This is a genomic window from Salinivibrio kushneri, assembly GCF_005280275.1.
Lineage (GTDB): Bacteria > Pseudomonadota > Gammaproteobacteria > Enterobacterales > Vibrionaceae > Salinivibrio > Salinivibrio kushneri.
Window position 1 is genome coordinate 551,803 of the sequence record NZ_CP040021.1, and the last position, 20,406, is coordinate 572,208.

18 protein-coding genes are annotated in these 20,406 nt (G+C 51.3%); 16 read left to right on the plus strand and 2 right to left on the minus strand.

Annotation, left to right across the window (positions count from 1 at the left end; translation table 11 throughout):
• Positions 1-201 precede the first annotated feature (201 nt).
• The 3 genes from FCN78_RS02685 (at position 202) to FCN78_RS02695 (ending at position 2,784) form a co-directional block, all read left to right on the plus strand.
• Positions 202-465, plus strand: a complete 264-nt coding sequence (locus tag FCN78_RS02685) for an FAD assembly factor SdhE (protein WP_069363445.1) — start codon at positions 202-204, stop codon at positions 463-465.
• Between the two features lie 52 nt (positions 466-517).
• The gene (locus FCN78_RS02690) at positions 518-844 is read left to right on the plus strand and encodes a hypothetical protein (RefSeq protein ID WP_069363446.1); all 327 of its coding nucleotides are present in this window, start codon (positions 518-520) and stop codon (positions 842-844) included.
• A 107-nt stretch (positions 845-951) separates the two neighbouring features.
• Complete coding sequence (locus FCN78_RS02695; RefSeq protein ID WP_077520754.1) at positions 952-2,784, plus strand: methyl-accepting chemotaxis protein; 1,833 nt, start codon at positions 952-954, stop codon at positions 2,782-2,784.
• A 78-nt stretch (positions 2,785-2,862) separates the two neighbouring features.
• Here the strand turns inward: FCN78_RS02695 and nadB are convergent, their stop codons facing one another.
• Positions 2,863-4,479 carry an L-aspartate oxidase gene (gene nadB, locus FCN78_RS02700; RefSeq protein ID WP_069363448.1) on the minus strand — a complete coding sequence of 539 codons (1,617 nt, stop codon included), beginning with the start codon at positions 4,477-4,479 and terminating at the stop codon, positions 2,863-2,865.
• A gap of 332 nt (positions 4,480-4,811) precedes the next feature.
• On the opposite strand from nadB, the gene rpoE reads away from it, so the two are divergent.
• From rpoE to acpS, 11 genes are all read left to right on the plus strand, one after another.
• Positions 4,812-5,393 (plus strand): RNA polymerase sigma factor RpoE, encoded by a 582-nt coding sequence (gene rpoE, locus FCN78_RS02705; RefSeq protein ID WP_046074081.1) that lies wholly within the window; start codon positions 4,812-4,814, stop codon positions 5,391-5,393.
• 32 nt (positions 5,394-5,425) lie between these two features.
• Positions 5,426-6,058 carry an RseA family anti-sigma factor gene (locus FCN78_RS02710; protein ID WP_077484384.1) on the plus strand — a complete coding sequence of 211 codons (633 nt, stop codon included), beginning with the start codon at positions 5,426-5,428 and terminating at the stop codon, positions 6,056-6,058.
• Positions 6,055-7,038 carry a sigma-E factor regulatory protein RseB gene (rseB, locus tag FCN78_RS02715; protein WP_077458825.1) on the plus strand — a complete coding sequence of 328 codons (984 nt, stop codon included), beginning with the start codon at positions 6,055-6,057 and terminating at the stop codon, positions 7,036-7,038. Before FCN78_RS02710 ends, rseB begins: the two co-directional genes overlap by 4 nt.
• Complete coding sequence (locus FCN78_RS02720; RefSeq protein ID WP_069363451.1) at positions 7,035-7,532, plus strand: SoxR reducing system RseC family protein; 498 nt, start codon at positions 7,035-7,037, stop codon at positions 7,530-7,532. Before rseB ends, FCN78_RS02720 begins: the two co-directional genes overlap by 4 nt.
• A gap of 78 nt (positions 7,533-7,610) precedes the next feature.
• Positions 7,611-9,407 (plus strand): translation elongation factor 4, encoded by a 1,797-nt coding sequence (gene lepA, locus FCN78_RS02725; protein ID WP_069363452.1) that lies wholly within the window; start codon positions 7,611-7,613, stop codon positions 9,405-9,407.
• 14 nt (positions 9,408-9,421) lie between these two features.
• Positions 9,422-10,318: a signal peptidase I gene (gene lepB, locus FCN78_RS02730; RefSeq protein WP_077650502.1), complete on the plus strand. Its 897-nt coding sequence runs from the start codon at positions 9,422-9,424 to the stop codon at positions 10,316-10,318.
• Positions 10,319-10,330: 12 nt separating this feature from the next.
• Positions 10,331-11,002: a ribonuclease III gene (gene rnc / locus FCN78_RS02735; RefSeq protein ID WP_069363572.1), complete on the plus strand. Its 672-nt coding sequence runs from the start codon at positions 10,331-10,333 to the stop codon at positions 11,000-11,002.
• Positions 11,002-11,907 carry a GTPase Era gene (gene era / locus FCN78_RS02740; RefSeq protein ID WP_069363454.1) on the plus strand — a complete coding sequence of 302 codons (906 nt, stop codon included), beginning with the start codon at positions 11,002-11,004 and terminating at the stop codon, positions 11,905-11,907. The genes rnc and era overlap by 1 nt, the downstream gene beginning before the upstream one ends.
• Before the next feature lie 40 nt (positions 11,908-11,947).
• Positions 11,948-12,643 (plus strand): DNA repair protein RecO, encoded by a 696-nt coding sequence (gene recO, locus FCN78_RS02745; protein ID WP_069363455.1) that lies wholly within the window; start codon positions 11,948-11,950, stop codon positions 12,641-12,643.
• Positions 12,644-12,645: 2 nt separating this feature from the next.
• Positions 12,646-13,377 (plus strand): pyridoxine 5'-phosphate synthase, encoded by a 732-nt coding sequence (pdxJ, locus tag FCN78_RS02750; protein WP_069363456.1) that lies wholly within the window; start codon positions 12,646-12,648, stop codon positions 13,375-13,377.
• Entirely contained in the window at positions 13,378-13,758 is a 381-nt protein-coding gene (acpS, locus tag FCN78_RS02755) for a holo-ACP synthase (RefSeq protein WP_077659092.1), read from the plus strand. It abuts the gene before it with no gap.
• Positions 13,759-13,843: 85 nt separating this feature from the next.
• Here acpS and barA read toward each other — a convergent pair whose 3' ends face one another.
• Complete coding sequence (gene barA / locus FCN78_RS02760) at positions 13,844-16,609, minus strand: two-component sensor histidine kinase BarA (RefSeq protein ID WP_077659093.1); 2,766 nt, start codon at positions 16,607-16,609, stop codon at positions 13,844-13,846.
• A gap of 146 nt (positions 16,610-16,755) precedes the next feature.
• Here barA and rlmD point away from each other — a divergent pair, with 146 nt between their 5' ends.
• Both rlmD and relA read left to right on the plus strand, forming a co-directional pair.
• Entirely contained in the window at positions 16,756-18,081 is a 1,326-nt protein-coding gene (rlmD, locus tag FCN78_RS02765; protein WP_069363459.1) for a 23S rRNA (uracil(1939)-C(5))-methyltransferase RlmD, read from the plus strand.
• 82 nt (positions 18,082-18,163) lie between these two features.
• Positions 18,164-20,380 (plus strand): GTP diphosphokinase, encoded by a 2,217-nt coding sequence (gene relA, locus FCN78_RS02770; protein ID WP_069363460.1) that lies wholly within the window; start codon positions 18,164-18,166, stop codon positions 20,378-20,380.
• The last annotated feature ends 26 nt before the right edge of the window (positions 20,381-20,406 follow it).

Below are 20,406 nucleotides of genomic sequence, written 5' to 3' on the forward strand. Positions count from 1 at the left end.
TGTTGAGAAAATATAGACTCTGTCCCGTATACTAATAGGGAGGATAAAGCTTGTCAGCCTTTGTATTGTAGGGCTATTACGGTGTCTTGCTGATTAACGCTAGAGAGCTCTCAGATTCACCGTTTGTTTTCCGGCAAAAGTAGTCGCCTGATGGCGGCATTGATAGTATGCAAGCACTGACATCATTGATAGAGGTAAGCAATGGTTAACACCGAGGATAAAGCGCGGATTCGTTGGGCATGTCGTCGTGGCATGTTAGAGCTGGATGTGTTGGTTATGCCTTATTTTGAAGCCTGCTACGACACGCTAAATGAACAAGAAAAGCAGGATTTTGTCGCATTTTTGGAAAGCGCAGATCCGGATTTGTTTGCGTGGTTGATGGGGCATGGTAAACCTGACGACCCCAAGATGAAGTCTGTTGTCGATAAGGTCGTCGCTTATAACCGCAGTAAGTTACGTACATAGTCACCTACAGTGCCCGCGTTATGTCACTGTCTGCCTGGTTTTGCTGGGAACGATGGTGACTTGGCTGGCCATGGCGCATGTTTCCCTTCCTTTAAGTGCTCGTGCTGTGCTAACCCTTTGGGCGGTGCGAGACTTGCGCTTTTTCCATGCTCACCTCATCGGTAGCGAGGGGCCTTTTCGCTTTTCCTCTGACGCTTGGGCTGTGATGCCCAATGGACAGTATCGAAAATTATCCTGTGTTTATGCGACCCCATGGCTGCTGGTGCTGACCTCTCGTGTGGATGCGCAATACGTGTATATTTGGCGTCATGGCCTTCCAGATTATCATTTTCGTCTGATTTATCGGCACTGCTGTCAGCAAGGTCGGGATATAACGTGACATATTTGTGACAAACTGGTTGCGTGGCTTTACTTTTTCACTTTATCACCGATATTCAAGGGACACGGATAAAATCCATTCTGCTCAGATAATGCTGTAGGGTCGCTATGAATATTAAACAAAAACTTTTGTCACTCACCTTGATGTCGGTGTTGGCACTCCTCGCGGTGGCGGCGATTGCGTGGAAGGCGGAAACACGACTGCAAAAAATGCACAATCAGCTAACCACAGTCTCTGATCTTGAGGTGATATTGCTCAACTTACGCCGCAATGAGAAAGACTTTCTCGCGCGCATGGATCCTAAATACCTCTCCCGTTTTGATAATAATGTTGATGCGTTTAATCAGCTGCTGAGTGATTTCCGCGCCCGCAGTGCCTCTCTGGGGTTAGAGACCGCGACCATTGATAAAGTGAAAAGCGCGATGAAAGGATATGCTAGTGGGTTTCGTGATCTGGGTAAGGGCTACCAAACATTGGGGTTAACCCCTGAGCAGGGGATCCGCGGACAAATGCAAAACGCGAGCAAGAAAATGGTGGCAGCGACCCAAAATGACATTGTGCTGGAGAGTAGCGCTCGCCTGTTAGCCGCAGATGCCAAACTGTTTGTGCAAAGCAGTAACCTTGACTACATCGATGAATATCAAAGCCAAATGCAAGAGCTTGAAGATTACCTTCGTGGTGACCTACTGGCGTTGTTTCAAGCGCATCAGGCGCAAGTGGACCAAATTGTTGCCCAGAAAAAGACATTGGGGTTAGCGGCGGACAAAGGTTTGCTCGGACAAATTCGTGGCAAAACCCACCAAGTGGAAGAAATGTTTGATGTGCTAAGCCAAGAGTATGAGCAGGCCATCGAGCAAGCATTACGCCAAACCGTGACGTTTACTGGCTCGGCGGTATTGATACTGGCACTGATCATGACAGTGATTTCTTTATGGATGAACCGTGGCATTCAACAGCGTATTTACCGGTTCAGTGAGCAAATGGCCGCCATCACCAAGCAGCGGGATCTGACCTTGAGAGCGGATGAAAATGGGCGTGATGAGATCTCATTGATGGCTAAAGATGTCAATCAGATGCTCGCCAGTGTCCAGGCTATGGTGGTCGACGTGAGTCGCGCCATACAAGCGCTTAACCACAGTGCAGAGCAAGTTGAGTCGCGTACTGAAGCTACCGGGTCCGCATTGTCTACCCAGTTAGATGAAACCACCCATGCGGCGACCGCGATGAATGAGATGGAAAGTACGATTCGCGATATCGCGGGCAACACGGATCAGGCTGCGGAGAATGCGCGTACCAGTTTAAGTCGGGCCGAAAATGGACAAAAAGTGGTCGACGACACCAAGGCAATGATCATGACACTGGCAGACACGCTTAGTAATACCAGCAACGAGGTGCTTGAATTAAGTAAGCTGTCTGAAACCATCGGTTCAGTATTAGATGTGATTAAAGATATTTCTGAGCAAACCAACTTGCTGGCGCTTAACGCGGCGATTGAAGCGGCGCGCGCCGGTGAGCAAGGGCGTGGCTTTGCGGTGGTCGCTGATGAGGTGCGCCAGCTAGCGACCCGTACTCGTGAGTCGACCGATGAAATTTCTGGCATTATCACCTCGTTGCAAGAGCAAACCCAGTCGGTGTCTGAGCGTATGGAGCAAAGCCGAGAAGATGGGGAAACATCTGTGGGTAAAGTGGAAGCGGCCTCGCAAGAGCTATCGCAAATCATGGCCGATATGCAAAACATTATGGATATGAGCACCCACATTGCCACGGCGATCGAGCAACAAAGTTCGGTGGCGAAAGAAGTCAACCAAAACGTGCACAACATTCAAGATATCGCGCAAAACAGTACCGAACGCGCCAACCAGAACCGCGAAGCGGCACACAAGGTGGCCGAAGAAGCGGCGCACCTTGAGCGTGCAGTGAGCGAGTTTAAAAGCGAATAACCACGATGATATCCAGTAAAAAGGCCAGCCTCGTGAGGCTGGCCTTTATCGTTAAAGCAGCAGACGGCGCGAAACCCACTAGCAGGGCTGGTCCGGGGTTAACACGGTGGGACCGGATTGCTCGTTAGGCTCAGGGTAATCAATGGTGTAGTGAAGGCCTCGGCTTTCTTTGCGTTGCATGGCACAGCGAACCATGAGTTCTGCCACCTGTAAAAGGTTACGTAATTCCAACAGGTTGTTTGAGACCCGGAAATTCGCATAGTACTCATGTGTTTCTTGCTTGAGCAGCTCGATACGGCGTAGTGCTCGTTCTAACCGTTTGGTTGAGCGGACAATGCCCATGTAATCCCACATAAAAAGACGTAACTCATGCCAGTTGTGCTGGATCACCACTTCTTCGTCAGAACAAATGACCTGACTCTCATCCCAAGGGGGGAGTGCGGTATGGGGCTCGATATGGTCTGAGTGCGCTTTAATATGTTCAGCCGCTGACCACGCATACACCACACACTCTAGGAGCGAGTTAGAGGCCATACGGTTGGCACCATGCAAGCCGGTGTAGCTTACTTCCCCAATCGCGTATAAGCCGGGCAGGTCTGTGGTGCCGTTTTTATCCACCATCACGCCACCACAGGTGTAGTGGGCGGCAGGGACAATAGGGATCGGCTCTTTGGTCAGATCGATGCCGTATTGTTTGAGCTTTTCGTAAATGGTGGGGAAGTGTTTGATCACAAAGTCAGGGTCTTTGTGGCTGATGTCGAGATACATGCAGTCGGCGCCAAGGCGCTTCATCTCGTAATCAATCGCTCGGGCCACCACATCACGCGGGGCAAGCTCGCCGCGTGCGTCGAAGTCTGACATAAAGCGTGAGCCATCTGGGCGTTTTAAGTGTGCGCCTTCACCGCGTAACGCTTCCGTGAGCAAAAAGTTGCGCGCGTCTGGATGGTACAGGCACGTAGGATGAAACTGGTTGAATTCTAAGTTGGCGACGCGACAACCTGCCCGCCATGCCATGGCGATGCCATCACCGGATGACACATCGGGGTTAGAGGTGTATTGATACACTTTGGAAGCACCGCCAGTGGCGAGCACCACATAGTTAGTGCGCACGGTCTCAACCACTTCTTGGTTTCGGTTCCAGATGTAGGCCCCGAGCACGTGGTTAGCGCCACCCAATCCGACTTTTTTACGGGTGATGATATCCAGCGCATTGTGCCGTTCGAGCAGGGTGATATTTGGGTGCTGACGGACATTGTCTTGCAGAGAGTTTTGCACGGCCATCCCGGTGGCATCGGCGGTATGCAAGATACGGCGATGGCTATGGCCGCCTTCACGGGTTAAATGATACCGAGGGGTGTCGTCGTCGCTATCTTCTTGATCGAACGGAACACCGCCATCAATTAACCACTGCACGCAATCTTTAGCATTGCGAGCAATAAAGTCCACGACCTGGGTATCGCAGATACCTGCACCCGCGATTTGGGTATCTTCGACATGAGACTCGACCGAGTCTTGCTCGTCAAACACCGCGGCAATACCGCCCTGTGCGTAAAGCGTGGCCCCTTCACTGAGCGGGCCTTTGCTCAATACAATCACCTTGTGGGTTGGCGCTAAGCGGAGCGCCAGTGACAAGCCAGCGGCACCACTGCCGATAACTAGCACGTCACATTGATGTTCCTGGGTTGTGGTCGTCATGATCCCTAATCCTCTTTCTGCGCACCCAATGTTACACCAATTTGACGTAGCTGCGCGCGGTAAGATCAAATCCCGTACCGCTTGGGTGAAAGTTTGCAACCATGGCATGGTTCGGGCGACAATGCCCTCAGTCAAAGAGACCGTCTTTGACCATTCCGTCACAGTAATGTGATTCAACGCATAATAAAACCAACATGGTGAGGAACTTTTCGCCGGCTGGATTATCGAATCGTGTGCGAAAGCTCGCAAGCGGGTTTAACCGCGCTCTGACAACGTCGGGCCTAGAATTTCGATAATCGGGCGGAAAGATCAACCAAGGAGTAAACGCTCGAATGGGCGAGCAGCTAACCGACCAGGTTCTAATAGAACGTGTACAGAATGGTGACAAGCAAGCTTTCAATCTGTTAGTCGTCAAATATCAGAATAAGGTATGTAACCTTATCGCCCGCTATGTCGGTACACACAGTGGCGATATTCCAGATATTGCGCAAGAGGCGTTTATCAAAGCGTATCGTGCATTGCCGGGATTTCGGGGCGAGAGTGCGTTTTATACTTGGCTGTATCGCATTGCTGTGAACACCGCAAAAAACCATTTGGTGGCGCAAGGACGACGTCCGCCAGGCAGCGATATTGATGCCGACGAAGCAGAAAATTACGAAAGTGGGGGGTCTTTAAAAGAAATATCGAACCCTGAAAACTTGATGTTGTCAGATGAGTTAAGACAGGTGGTATTTTCGACCATAGAAACACTGCCTGACGACTTAAGAACCGCAATTACCTTACGGGAGCTCGATGGGCTCAGTTATGAGGAAATTGCACAGGTAATGGATTGTCCAGTCGGTACGGTGCGGTCGCGTATTTTCCGAGCGCGTGAAGCGGTTGAAAAACGCATCCGGCCACTGATGAAACGGTAACGAGTTTTACTGGCTGCATGACGGTGACTTGAATGACGGATAGAGAAAAAATTTCAGCGTTATTGGATGGCGAATTAGTGGATACGTCAGTGATCCACGAGATTGAGCGAGATGATAACGCGCAACAGGCTTGGGGGCGTTTTAGCACCATTCGCGATGTGATGCGTGGTGAGGCACCCAGCTCGTTGCAATGGAACATTGCCGATTCTGTAGCGTCCGCGCTGGAAGCAGAACCTGCTTATCAAGGCGATCACCTTGATAATAATGTGCACCCGATGCACGAGTCACAGCCGCGTCCGGAAAAGGCGCGTCGCCACTTACCAGGGTGGCTGCAGCAACTGACGCAGGTAAGCGTTGCCGCGTGTGTCTCGTTGGCCGTGATCGTGGGTGTGCAGCACTATAATCAGTCTGATGCGAGTTCGCCGGTTGCCAGTACGCAAACCCAGCCGCCCGTACTCGAAACCATTCCTTTTGCAGGGGCAGCTGAACCCGTGAGTTTGAGCCGTGACGATCTACGTGCCACGCCTTCTGAGGCCGAGTTGATGGAACAGCGTCGCCGCGTCAATGCCATGCTCAAAGACTATGAATTGCAGCTTCGCTTGAATAAGGATAGGCTGTCTAACCATCAGACAATGGCACCGTCGACAAGCAGTAATAATCAATGAAAAAAACTCTGATCGGTGCGCTTGCGCTGGTCAGTTTGATGTCTGCGCAAGCCTCGGCCGAACCCTCTGCCGAGGCTTTGTTACATCAAATGGATACCGCAAGCGACACCCTAGATTATGAAGTGTCCTACATCTTGGTAGGTAAAAATAGCCTCGAACCTCTTCGCTTTCGTCATGCTCAAGTTGGGGATGATGCTTATGGTCACCTTATGTATCTCAGTGGCCCACCGCGAGAAGTGATCCGTCGAGGCGGTGAAATCAGTTATTTTGAACCCGGCTACGACCCTTTCACCATTGCCAGTGATCATATGGTTGCGCCTTTGCCTACGCTTATCCAAGCCGATATCGATGTGCTGGCTAACCATTATGATTTTGTTTCTATGGGGCACGCGCGTGAAGCGGGGATGGATTGCCAAGTAGTTCGAATTACACCGAAAGACGGGGAGCGCTATTCGTACGTATTATGGTTAGATGAGAACAGCAAACTCCCTGTTAGAGCGGATTTGCTCGACCGCGATGGCGATCCGCTTGAGCAATATCGTGCGTTGTCGTTGGTCGTCTCGTCACAAATCAGTACCTCAATGCAAAAGCTGGCTGAGCTGGCTCTGCCACCGGTACTGACCTTGCCGCAAACCACGCAGCGCTCTGACTTGGACTGGCAGGTCACTGCGTTACCCGAGGGGTTTGAGCCTGTGTACAGCAATCGCCACCGTTTGATGATGACCAAGCGCGCGGTGGAGAGTCAGATGTTTAGTGATGGCCTATTCAGCTTTTCTGTGTATCTTGCTAAAGCCGATGATGTCTCGGTGCGTAAGCAGATTGTTCGCCAAGGTCGGCGCACACTGCATAGCGTGACCAGTGGCAATGCAGAAATTACGGTGGTCGGCGATATTCCTCCTGAAACCGCTAAACGGGTGGCGGAGTCTGTCCGTATTATTGATATGCCCGCGAGTCAGTCAGAGCAGGAGGTTGAACCATGATCAAAGCATTGGCAGAAGTCACCAGCTACCAAGATGGTTGGTTGTCATTGGCCTGCCAGCAGCAAACCAGTTGCGGTAGCTGCCAGTCACAAAGCCAATGTGGCACTGGTATTGTGTCCAAAGCCCTTCCGGGTAAGGTTAAACACCTCAAAGTGCGCGCGCCAAAACCCTTGCCAGCCGGCACCTTAGTCGAAATCGGCTTGGGTGAGGCGACCTTGTTACGCTCCGCGTTATTGGTCTACATGGTCCCTCTGGCGATGATGCTAATAGGGGCATTGCTCGGGCAATTCTTCTTCGCCACACTTGCCGGCAGCGGAGAAGGCGGGGTGATCGCATTAAGTCTAGGGCTGGGCGCGGTTGGTGTGGCGCTCGCCCGTTACCTCGCACCGCGTATCGGTACCCAAGATGAGCAACAACCTCTGCTTTTACGCGTGATGGGGGAGCCGGTCTCAGACTTGTCCGTCATAAATACCACACAGCAGGATAGCGACTAGCCACTATTTTCGGTAGAATCGCGCTCACTTGATCTTAGGATCCCATTCTTATTGATAACGAGTAAGTCACACCAACACATGAAGCATATTCGTAACTTTTCGATCATCGCCCATATTGACCACGGTAAGTCGACGCTTTCTGACCGACTGATTCAAGTATGTGGCGGCCTAACTGACCGGGAAATGGCAGATCAAGTTCTTGATTCAATGGATCTGGAACGTGAACGCGGTATCACCATCAAAGCACAAAGTGTGACACTGAACTACAAAGCCAAAGACGGCAATGTGTATCAGCTCAACTTCATCGATACGCCAGGACACGTTGACTTCTCTTATGAGGTGTCACGCTCGCTCAAGGCGTGTGAAGGTGCTTTGCTGGTGGTCGATGCAGGACAAGGGGTTGAGGCACAGACGCTCGCCAACTGCTACACCGCCATTGATATGGACCTGGAAGTGGTACCTGTTCTGAATAAGATTGACTTGCCAGCCGCTGATCCTGATCGCGTGGCGCAAGAAATTGAGGACATTGTCGGTATTGAAGCGATTGAAGCGACTCGCTGCTCGGCGAAAACCGGCATGGGTGTTGATGATGTCCTTGAAGACATTGTACGCCAGATCCCGCCTCCAGAAGGGGATCCTGATGCGCCAACGCAAGCGCTGATTATTGACTCCTGGTTTGATAAATACCTGGGCGTGGTGTCTTTGGTGCGTATTCGTGAAGGCTCGCTGAAAAAAGGCGACAAAGTGAAAATCATGAGCACGGGCCAAGAATGGAACGTGGACAGCATTGGTATTTTCACGCCTAAGCGTAAAGAGCTTAATGGCCTGCAAACTGGTGAAGTTGGCTGGGTGATCTGCGGGATCAAAGATATCCTCGGTGCACCAGTGGGCGATACAATCACCCATGCTAAAAACGGCTGTGAAAAACGCATCGAAGGTTTCCAGCAAGTGAAGCCGCAAGTGTATGCCGGACTTTTCCCGATTTCATCGGATGATTACGAAAGCTTCCGTGATGCTTTGGATAAGCTGAGCCTGAATGATGCTTCTTTGTTCTTTGAGCCGGAAAGTTCGGCGGCACTGGGCTTTGGTTTCCGTTGTGGCTTCCTTGGCATGCTGCACATGGAAATCATCCAAGAGCGGTTGGAGCGCGAGTATAACCTCGATCTTATCACCACCGCCCCGACTGTGGTGTACGAGGTGACCCAAAATGATGGCGAGATCATTTACGTTGACAGTCCATCCAAACTGCCACCCATCAATGATATTGAGGCGATTGGCGAGCCAATCTCGCGTTGTAATATATTGGTGCCGAGTGAGTTTGTCGGTAACGTCATTTCACTGTGCGTAGAAAAGCGTGGTGTGCAGGTTGATATGGTTTATCACGGTAACCAAGTGGCACTGACCTATGATATTCCGATGGCTGAAGTGGTCCTCGATTTCTTTGACCGGATAAAGTCAACGTCGCGCGGTTACGCATCGTTAGATTATAACTTTGAGCGCTATGAAGTCTCTGACATGGTGCGGGTAGATATCCTCCTTAACGGTGAACGTGTCGATGCGCTGGCGATTATCACTCACCGTGCGCACGCACAGCCGCGTGGTCGCGAGTTGGTGGAAAAAATGAAAGAGTTTATTCCTCGCCAACAGTTTGATATTGCTATCCAAGCGTCGATTGGCAACCATATTATTGCCCGTTCGACGGTGAAACAGTTACGCAAAAACGTGACCGCGAAGTGTTACGGTGGTGACGTGAGTCGTAAGAAGAAGCTTCTGCAAAAGCAAAAAGAAGGTAAAAAGCGAATGAAGCAGGTCGGTAATGTCGAGCTGCCGCAAGAAGCCTTTTTGGCCATTTTGCACGTGGGCAAAGATAAATAACGACGGACTCCATTATGGCCAATACGTTTTCTTTGATTTTAGTGCTGGTGACCTTGGTCACCGGCATTGTTTGGGCGTTAGATAAATACCGCTGGGCACCGCGTCGTCGTCAGACAGCAGGGGAAACCCTCAAGGTGTCAGCGCGTGAACTGGATGCTGAACAAGTCGCTAAAGTGGCGCCTCAACCGAGCTGGGTTGAAAATATGGCGTCTATTTTTCCAGTGATCGCGGTGGTACTGGTGCTGCGCTCGTTTATTTATGAGCCGTTCCAAATTCCATCCGGTTCGATGATGCCTACCTTATTGGTCGGGGACTTCATCTTGGTGGAAAAGTTTGCCTATGGCTTACGCGATCCTGCCTTCCACACTGAAATTGTCGAAACTGGCAAACCAGAGCGTGGTGATATCGTGGTGTTCAAATACCCACCTCAGCCTAATATTGATTATATTAAGCGTGCGGTGGGGCTGCCCGGCGATACTGTGGTGTATGAAGACAAGCGCCTATGTATTCAGCCCAAGGGCGAATCCCAGTGCCAGCCGGTGTCGATTGACGATATCCAGCCAAGCGCGTTTGTTCAAGCGGGCATTAACTTGGTGCAAGCACAGGAGCAACTGGGTGAACAGTCTCACCAGATCCTTGTCCATCCGAAAAAACGTGACCGCGTGAGTGCGTACCAGCCACGCCCTGGCGTCAACCGCTGGGTCGTGCCAGAAGGACACTACTTTATGATGGGAGATAACCGCGATAATAGCGCCGATAGTCGCTTCTGGGGCTTTGTCCCTGAGCGCAATCTCGTGGGCAAAGCCGTCGCTATTTGGGTCAGCTTTGAATTTGAGCGCTCCAGTGATAGCTGGCTACCATCGTGGGTACCGACAGGCATTCGCTTTAACCGTATTGGTGGAATTGATTAATTCTGGACTATGATGACAAAACTAACAGATAAGTTGCAGCGTGATATCGGCTACCAATTTAGCAACGCTGCGTTACTCGAATTGGCGTTAACGCACCGCAGTGCCAACGGCACCCATAATGAGCGTCTTGAGTTTTTAGGCGACTCGATTTTGAGCTTTGTAATTGCCGAGGATCTTTACCACCGTTTTCCGAAAGTGGACGAAGGCGACATGAGCCGCATGCGGGCCACCTTGGTCAGGGGGAACACCTTGGCAGAGATTGGGCGCGAGTTTTCTCTGGGCGAAGTGATGCGACTTGGCCCAGGAGAACTTAAAAGTGGCGGATTTCGTCGTGACTCGATTCTCGCTGACGCCGTAGAAGCCTTGATTGGCGCGATCTTTTTGGACAGTGATATCAACCGGGTACAAGCCATTATTTTAAATTGGTATCAACACCGTCTCGAGACCATTGAACCTGGCGCGAGTCAAAAGGATCCGAAAACCCGATTGCAAGAGCACCTGCAGGGTAAACGCAAACCCTTGCCGTCCTATACGGTGATGAAGGTGCGCGGCGAGGCACATAACCAAGAATTTACGGTAGAGTGCCAGGTATCAGGACTGGAGTGTTCTGTGATTGGAAAAGGCAGCAGTCGTCGCAAGGCAGAGCAAGCGGCTGCAGAACTCGCGTTACAGAAGTTAACATAATGACTGATACACAGCGCTGTGGCTTTATTGCCATTGTAGGCCGGCCGAACGTCGGCAAATCAACATTACTAAACCGCTTAGTGGGGCAAAAGCTGTCGATCACTTCGCGTAAACCGCAAACGACACGTCACCGCATCATGGGGGTCGATACCCGTGATAATTATCAAGCGGTCTACGTGGATACCCCAGGGCTGCATATCGAAGAAAAGCGCGCGATCAACCGCTTGATGAACCGCGCGGCGAATAGCTCGTTAACCGATGTTGAACTGGTGTTATTTTTGGTCGATGGCACCCATTGGACCAAAGACGATGAGATGGTGCTCAACAAGTTGGCACGCTCTGGTCTGCCAACGGTCTTATTGGTTAATAAAGTCGATAATGTGAAAGAGAAAACCGAGCTCTTTCCACACCTACAAACCTTGTCGGAGAAGATGGCGTTTGTTGACGTGATCCCGGTGTCGGCGAAACACGGCACCAATATCGATGTGGTTGAGCAGAAGGTACGTGATGCCTTACCGGAAAGTGAGTTTTACTTTCCTGAAGAATATATCACTGACCGCTCTCAGCGTTTTATGGCCTCCGAAATTATCCGCGAAAAGCTGATGCGCTTTACCGGTGAAGAGCTGCCTTACTCGGTCACCGTCGAAATTGAGCGCTTTGACTACAATCCAGAAACGGACGGCTTTCATATCAATGGGTTGATCTTGGTTGAGCGCAATGGCCAAAAGAAAATGGTCATTGGTAAAGGCGGTGAGAAGATCAAGCGCATTGGCCGTGAAGCGCGTTTAGATATGGAAGAGCTATATGAGCGCAAGGTGTATCTTGAGCTTTGGGTAAAAGTGAAGTCAGGTTGGGCCGACGATGAACGTGCCCTGCGTAGCCTCGGCTATATTGACGATCTCTAAGCGATCGACGGATTCCAGTCGCGATGCGAGGAGGGATTGAGTGGACGGGTTTCAACGCGGCTTTGTATTGCATACACGCCCTTACAGTGAATCCAGTCTGCTTTTGGATATCTTTTCTGAGCACGAGGGGCGCGTTACTCTGCTTGCCAAAGGGGCACGTCGGCCACGCTCGGCGATAAGAGGGGCCTTGCAGCCTTTTACCCCTTTGTTGCTCAAATGGGGCGGACGTGGTGAACTGCGCACCTTACGCAGTGCCGAAGCCACGGGTCTCGCCCTGCCGTTGTCAGGTAATGCCCTGTATTCCGGCTTCTACCTCAACGAGCTGGTAATGCGTGTATTGGAGCCTCACACGCCTTATCCCGCGCTATTTCATGACTATGTGACCGCACTGACCCAGCTGGCTCGCTACAATAATCCCGAGCCAGCCCTGCGTTGTTTTGAGCTCGCGGTGTTAGAAGCTTTGGGCTATGGGGTTGATTTTCTTCATTGTGCTGGCAGCGGTGACCCGATTAACGATAACATGACGTACTTATATCGCGAGCAGCAAGGCTTTGTGGCATCGATCATGAAAAGCCAACACCGACAATTTACGGGGGCCGATCTACGTGCATTAGCGATGCGTCACTTTGAGACGGTCGAACAGCTACGTGCCGCCAAGCGTTTTACGCGTATGGCGCTTAAGCCCTACCTTGGCCCCAAGCCGCTCAAAAGCAGAGAATTGTTTAGAAGGAAATAATCATGGATAAAATCTACTTGGGTGTGAACATTGACCACATCGCGACCGTGCGCAATGCGCGTGGCACCGCGTATCCGGATCCGGTTCATGCTGCTGAGTTGGCAGAGCGTGCAGGTGCGGCCGGGATCACGGTTCACTTGCGTGAAGATCGCCGCCACATCACTGATCGTGATGTTCGTTTGCTCAAAGAAACCTTGCAAACCCGGATGAACTTGGAAATGGCGGTCACCGATGAAATGGTCGAGATAGCGTTGGAGACCCAGCCAGAATTTGTTTGTTTGGTGCCTGAAAAACGTGAAGAGCTGACCACCGAAGGTGGGCTCGATGTTGCGGGCCAGCTGGATAAAGTCAAAGCGGCGACCCAAACATTGACGGACGCAGGGATTAAAGTGTCTTTATTTATCGATGCTGACCGTAAGCAAATTGAAGCCGCTCACCAGTGTGGAGCGCCGTTTATTGAACTACACACGGGGCATTATGCCGATGCTGCGACCGACAATGATCGCCAAGCCGAGCTGAAGAAAATTTCCGCGGCCGCCAGTTATGCGGTCGATTTGGGGATCAAAGTGAATGCCGGTCATGGCTTAACCTACCATAATGTCACCCCGATTGCGGCGATGCCAGAAATGCATGAACTGAATATCGGTCACGCCATCATTGGCCGTGCCATGTTTGATGGTTTGCAAAAAGCCGTCGCGGACATGAAAGCGATCATGGAAGCGGCGCGTCGATAAATGGCGATAGCAGGGATTGGCACAGACATCGTTGAGATTGCGCGTGTTGAGAGAGTGCTCGCGCGTCAACCACGTTTTGCCGCCAGGATCTTGACCGAGCCTGAGCAAGCCAATCTGGCGTGCCATCACGCGCCCGGCCGTTTCCTGGCTAAGCGCTTTGCCGCCAAAGAAGCCGCTGCCAAGGCGCTGGGCACCGGTATTGCTAACGGCGTGACATTTCACGATTTTACCATTACCAATCAGGCTTCGGGCCAGCCGGCATTGCACTTTTCGGGCCGCGCGGCGGAACTGGCGCAGGCGCGTGGTATCGCACATTACTGGCTGACGCTATCCGATGAAAAAGCGTATGCTATCGCGCATGTGGTGTTAGAGCGCGCATAATCTTACTGCCTATAAGGTGACACTTCACGCGGTGTGACTTTGGGTGTGTTGAGGTGGGCCTTTCCGGGCCCACTGCCATCCTTTTTTAGTCGTTTTGTGAGGCATCCAAGTATTGTGGTGCTAACTGCTCAATGTGCGCAATTTCATCTTGCAGCTCTAACAGCTCTGGCTTAATGGTGGCAATATCCGCCCCGGCTTTTAATTGAGTCTCTAGCTCATGACATAAGCTTTTTAGCTGCGGGACACCGCTATACGCGCAACTCCCATGGAGCTTGTGAATAGCGTGCCATAACGGATCCGTCTCTAACTCTCCCGCCAATGCTTGCTCAACCGCCTCGTTTACCGACTCAAACGAGGCAAGCAGCATGGCGAGCATTTCTTTGGCCAAGTCGGTTTTCCCTGCTGCTTGATGCAGTGCCCGTTGCCAATCTAGGTGTCGTGCACTTTGGTCTTGGCTCGCTGAAGGACTTGGAGATGGCACGCTCTGCGCTTGAGAAGCCGCGTCATCAAGGTGCAGCCAGCGTGCGAGGGTAGTCTCCAGCATGGCTTCTTCAATCGGCTTGGTAAGATAATCATCCATTCCCGCCTCGAGCAGTCGCTCACGCTCTCCGGGCATCGCGTGGGCGGTGACGGCAATAATCGGTGTTTGTTGATTGAATCCCGCTTTACGAATTTCTTGGCTGGCGGTGACACCGTCCATTTCTGGCATCTGGATGTCCATCAAAATAATGTCAAACGCTTGCTGGTGGGCAAGCGCGACCGCTTTGACTCCATCTTCTGCGGTGATCACCTTCTCGACCCGTTCGGCGAGCAAGGCAGTGATCAGCTTTAAGTTGGCTGGGTTATCATCGACGGTCATCACCGTATAGGGCGCTTTTTGTGATGCACTGGGTTTGGGCAGAGGAAGCGGCGTGGCGTCAGGCGAGCCGATTAATGCCTCCAACAGCTTACGTTGTGGAATAGGTTTGGCAATACAAGCGCTTACCCCGGCTTTTAAGAGATGCTCAGAGGCTTCTAGTTCCGTGGTAGGCAAACACACCACCACGGATTGTGCTTGCTGCTCGCAGACCTGTACCGCTTGTTGCATCGCATCCAGATCCGGCATGCTTCCCGCGTCGAAACAGAGCAGGGCAAAGTGATAATGACGGTCTGTCAGCACATTGGTGCCAGATGCGGTGTCCACATTCAGCCCCACTTGCGTCAGTCGCTTACGCAAAATCTCGCGGGTACGCGCATTCGGCTCAACGATCACGATGTCGCGCCCCACCAAGGGTTCAATGTCAAGCGGCTGTGACACTGGCAAATCGGTTTGGGTGAGCTGCAGGGTAAACCAGAAACTTGAGCCTTGGTGTAGACGACTGGTAAAGCCAATATCGCCGCCCATTTGCTGGACCAGCTTCTGTGTGATCACCAGGCCAAGGCCGGTTCCCCCATAGCGGCGTGAGATACTGGCGTCCGCCTGCCTAAAGGCTTGGAAAAGCTGTGCTTGCTGGCGTTCGGAAATGCCAATACCGGTATCTTTCACCATGAGCTGTAATTCGACAGTTTCATCGTGAAGTTGCTTGAGATCGACACTGACATCAATATTGCCGCGTTCAGTAAACTTGGCGGCATTCCCAATCAGGTTTATCAGTACTTGTTGAATACGGAGTGGATCGCCCACAGCTCCGGTGGGAATGCGCGCATCGGTGCGTAGGGTAAGTTCTAACCCTTTCTCGTGTGCCATTGGCGCAAGCAGGCGCATCACTTCATCAAGCATGTCCTGAACATCAAAGGGAATATTTTCCAGCAGCAATTTACCTGCTTCTAACTTAGAGAAATCAAGGATGTCATTGATGATGGTGAGTAGGTTGTTGGCCGACTTTTCAATGGTGAGCAAGTAGTCACGCTGGCTGCTGCTGAGCTCAGTTTTGAGCATTTGACGGGTAAAGCCAATCACCCCGTTTAGAGGGGTACGCAGCTCGTGAGACATGTTGGCCAAAAATTCTGATTTTACCCGCGCCGCTTCTTGCGCATTTTTCTTGGCGATATCGAGTTCAACGTTTTGAATTTCTAGCTGTTCGAGGGTTTCGCGCAGATCACAGGTTGCTTGGTCAATGCTTTGCTGCATTTCTAAGTGGTACTCTGACAACGAAATCGCCATCGCATTAATGCCGTTTTTCAAGGTATCCAACTCACCGAGTAGCTCACCTTCAATCCGGACATCAAGATGGCCGCGCCGAATTCTATCGACCAAGGTCACCATGTTACCAATCGGGTGGGTGACATCCGCAATTAAGCGATAGGCAAAAAAGCACGACAATATCCCGCCTAAAGCAACCATCACCAGTGCAGTGATCATCTCTTGGTATTGCTTTAACCGCACCGAACTTAAATCCAGCTCCATGGCTATATAGCCCAGCGGGCGCTCAACATTGAGCCCGGGGGTAAACCGACCAATCTCCAAAATGGGGGCGCGCAGAATCAAGGTATCCTGCTGTTGGCTTATCTGCAGTTGTGTGGGGATGGGTTGGCCACTGTCAACCGAGAGCATGGCCAGATCGCGATGATAGTTCGAGGTGACAAACAGCTCATTGCGACGATCGAACACCGCAATACTGCGCACAAATTGCGAGTGTTGGCGGTGAGCAAAGCCAATCAACCGACGCACATTTTCACGACTATCATTTTTTAACCCCACTTCACTGGCAATCGCCAGCGGCTCAATGATCGCAGAGCCGGTGACAGTGAGTTGTTGCTCGAGGTCTTGGTAGCGGGTGCTGGTAAAAAACGCACTCAGCAGTAAGCCGACAATGAGGGTCGGAGCGATGGTCAGAACGGAGACACGGGTGCGGAGGCCATATTTGGTCATGCTAGATAAACTATGGGAAAATAATCACGACATTTAGCCGCCAGTGTACATGATTCAATCACAAAATAGTCAGCGAACTATCACAACTCCCACTGGCAGGATCTCTTGACTGGCTTGATGACAAGCTTTTAACACTGGAATAAATCATGGCGCGCTTTTTTAAGCCCGAGAAAAAGAAAAAGGTTGAGCAAAAGCATCAACTACTGACGATAAAACGCCTGGATCATCATGGTGACGGCGTCGGTTTTTGGCAGAAAAAGCCTGTTTTTGTCCCAGGCACCTTGCCCGGCGAGCAAGCCCTGGTGCAATTGACCGAGCAAAAGCGCCAATATGCGCGCGGTCAGCTTATTAAGTTGGATAGCCATGCGGCGCAGCGCGTGGAGCCTGGTTGCCCGCTCTATCAGCAATGTGGCGGTTGCAGCCTGCAGCACTTGAGTCATCAAGGGCAGGTGGCGCACAAGCAGCAAGCGCTGAATGAATTAATGCAAAAATTTGCCGGTGATGAGATCACGCTGTCAACGCCGATAGAGGATGCGCCGTGGCATTATCGCCGTCGTGCGCGTATCAGCTTACAAGTTGATAAAAAAGGCGCATTGGCAATGGGCTTTCGTGCGCGTCAGCGCAGCGCCATTATCGATGTCAGTCATTGCCCGGTGTTAAGCGAGCCATTAAATCACATCTTGGCTGGATTACGCGCCTGTTTAGATAGCTTGCGTGGTCGCCGAATTTTAGGCCATTTGGATCTTATCGAAGCCGATAATACGCGTGTGGTGTCGCTACGCACCACCAAGGTTTTACACAGTGATGACCGCCATACCTTAATGGAATGGGCGCAGGCACAAGATTGCACACTGTATTTGCACCAAGGTGATAGGGATGCCGAGCGTTTGACGGGGCCAGCCCCCTACTATCAAGTGGCTGGTTGCCAATTGGCATTTGCCCCCAGTGACTTTATTCAGGTGAACGCTAGGGTCAATCAACAAATGGTGGCGCAGGCACGCGAGTGGTTAGCACTGGAGCAAGACGATCGCGTGTTGGATCTTTTTTGTGGCTTGGGTAACTTTAGTGTGCCGATGGCTCAGCATGTTAACCAAGTGGTTGGCGTTGAAGGCGTACAGGCGATGGTTAATCAAGCGGCGGATAACGCAGCGGCCAACCAGTGTGATAACGCCTCTTTTTATCAAGCCGATTTAAACAGCGACCAGCTGATGGGTGAGTGGGTGCAACAGGATTTTACCAAAATCTTACTCGATCCGGCACGCGCAGGGGCTGCTGGTGTCATAGACTTTGTGGCACAATCTAATGCTTCACATATTGTTTATGTGTCTTGTAATCCAGCCACGTTGGCACGTGATGCACGTGTACTGCTCGATAACGGCTATCAGTTAGTGAAGCTGGGTATGTTGGATATGTTTCCACAAACAGGACACATGGAGTCGATGGCCTTGTTTATGCCGGTAAAGAAAAAATAGGCATCAATAAGCGTGGCCCTTGTGGCCGATCGATACGGATACGCCTCTCTGGTCAGTTTGAGAGATAAGGATAGGAACGGTTATGGTTGCGGTACGAGAAGCCCACCTACATGAAAACGAAGCGTTTGAACTCAGCACTTGGGTAAAGCGGTTAGGGCAAGACGCATCGACCACCCAAGCGCTGGTGGATGCTTACCAATACTGCCGAGCATTGAGCGAGGAGGAGTCAGATCTTAGCCAACCATTGTGGCGTGGCCGAGAGATGATCGAAATTCTCGTCACCTTAAGCATGGATGCCGATACCTTGTTGGCTGCCCTGTTCTTTCCCGTGGTGGAAGCCAAGCTCGTCAGCCTAGAGACCCTTGCTGACACCTATTCGACGTCGATCGTTTCCCTGATTGAAGGGGTGCAACAGACGGCCGCTATCCGTCACTTAAACACCCAAACCGAGACAGAAGCTACCTCGTCTCAGGTCGACAATGTTAGGCGTATGCTGTTGTCGATGGTGGAAGATTTTCGCTGCGTGGTAATAAAACTGGCGGAGCGTATCTGTTACTTGCGTGAGGTGAAAGATGCCTCGGAATCGGTTCGCCAACAAGCGGCAAAAGAAAGTGCGAACATCTACGCCCCGCTAGCCAACCGGTTAGGGATTGGCCAATTAAAGTGGGAGTTGGAAGACTACGCGTTCCGTTACCAGCATGCGCAAACCTACAAACAAATCGCCAAGCAACTCGCGGAAAGGCGGATTGATCGTGAACACTACATCACTGATTTTGTCGACGATCTGCAGCAGGCGATGGAAGCGTCCAACATTAATGCGCAAGTCTATGGCCGCCCTAAACACATTTACAGTATTTGGCGCAAAATGCAGAAAAAGAACCTGCAATTTGACGAGTTGTTTGACGTGCGTGCAGTACGCATCATCGCTGAAGAGTTACAAGACTGTTACGCCGCATTGGGGGCGGTGCACACCAAATTCCGCCATCTACCCAAAGAGTTTGATGACTACGTCGCTAATCCGAAACCGAATGGTTATCAATCCATCCATACCGTGGTGTTAGGGCCGGAAGGTAAACCGGTAGAAATTCAAATCCGCACCAAGCAAATGCACGATGATGCAGAGCTTGGGGTTGCGGCACACTGGAAGTACAAAGAAGGGGCGGCCAGTGGTCGCAGTGGGTACGACGAGAAAATTACCTGGCTGCGTAAACTGTTGGCATGGCAAGAAGAAATGTCAGACTCGGGGGAAATGCTCGATGAATTGCGCAGCCAAGTGTTTGACGATCGCGTCTATGCCTTTACTCCGCGCGGTGATGTGGTGGACTTGCCCAGCGGCGCCACGCCGTTGGATTTTGCTTACCATATTCACTCCGAGGTCGGGCATCGGTGTATCGGTGCCAAAGTGGAAGGGCGTATTGTTCCGTTCACCTATCACCTTCAAATGGGCGATCAGGTAGAGATCATTACCCAAAAAGAGCCCAACCCCTCGCGAGATTGGCTAAATCCCAGCCACGGCTTTGTGAATTCCAGCCGGGCACGTGCCAAAATTAATGCCTGGTTCCGCAAACAAGATAAAGACAAGAACATTGCCGCGGGTAAAGAGATCTTGGATACCGAGCTGCAAAAGATTGGCGGTACCAGTAAAGATGCAAACTTGGCGCTAAAACGCTTTAACGTGAATACCTTAGATGAATTGTACGCTGGGATAGGTAGCGGTGATTTGCGTATTAATCAGGTGGTTAACCATATCAATGGCCTGATTAACAAGCCAAGTTTGGAAGAAGAAGAGCAGCAGCTATTAGAAAAACTACAACAAAGCGAGCAAAAGCCGAATACGGGCAAGGCACACCGTGATGCAGTGGTGGTTGAAGGGGTCGATAACCTCATGACTCACTTGGCGCGTTGTTGTCAGCCACTACCGGGTGATGAGATCAAAGGTTTTGTTACTCAAGGGCGAGGCATTTCTGTGCACCGCGCTGACTGTGAGCAACTCAACGAACTGAGTCACCACGCGCCCGAGCGCATTATTGCCACGGTTTGGGGCAAAGGGCACATTGGCCAATACCATGTGCGTATCCGCTTATCTGCCAATGAGCGCACCGGATTGGTGAAAGATATTAATACCGTGTTGAGCAATGAGAAAGCACGCGTAGCGGGCATGCAAAGTCGCGTGGATTACAAAAAGCAAATGTCTATCATGGATTTTGATTTAGAAATCTCCGATCTCGACACCCTGAGCCGCGTGGTTAATCGGCTTGAACAAGTGAAAGACGTGGTTGAGGCTAAACGTCTTCGCTAATTATTTCTCGCCCTGTCTCGACAGGG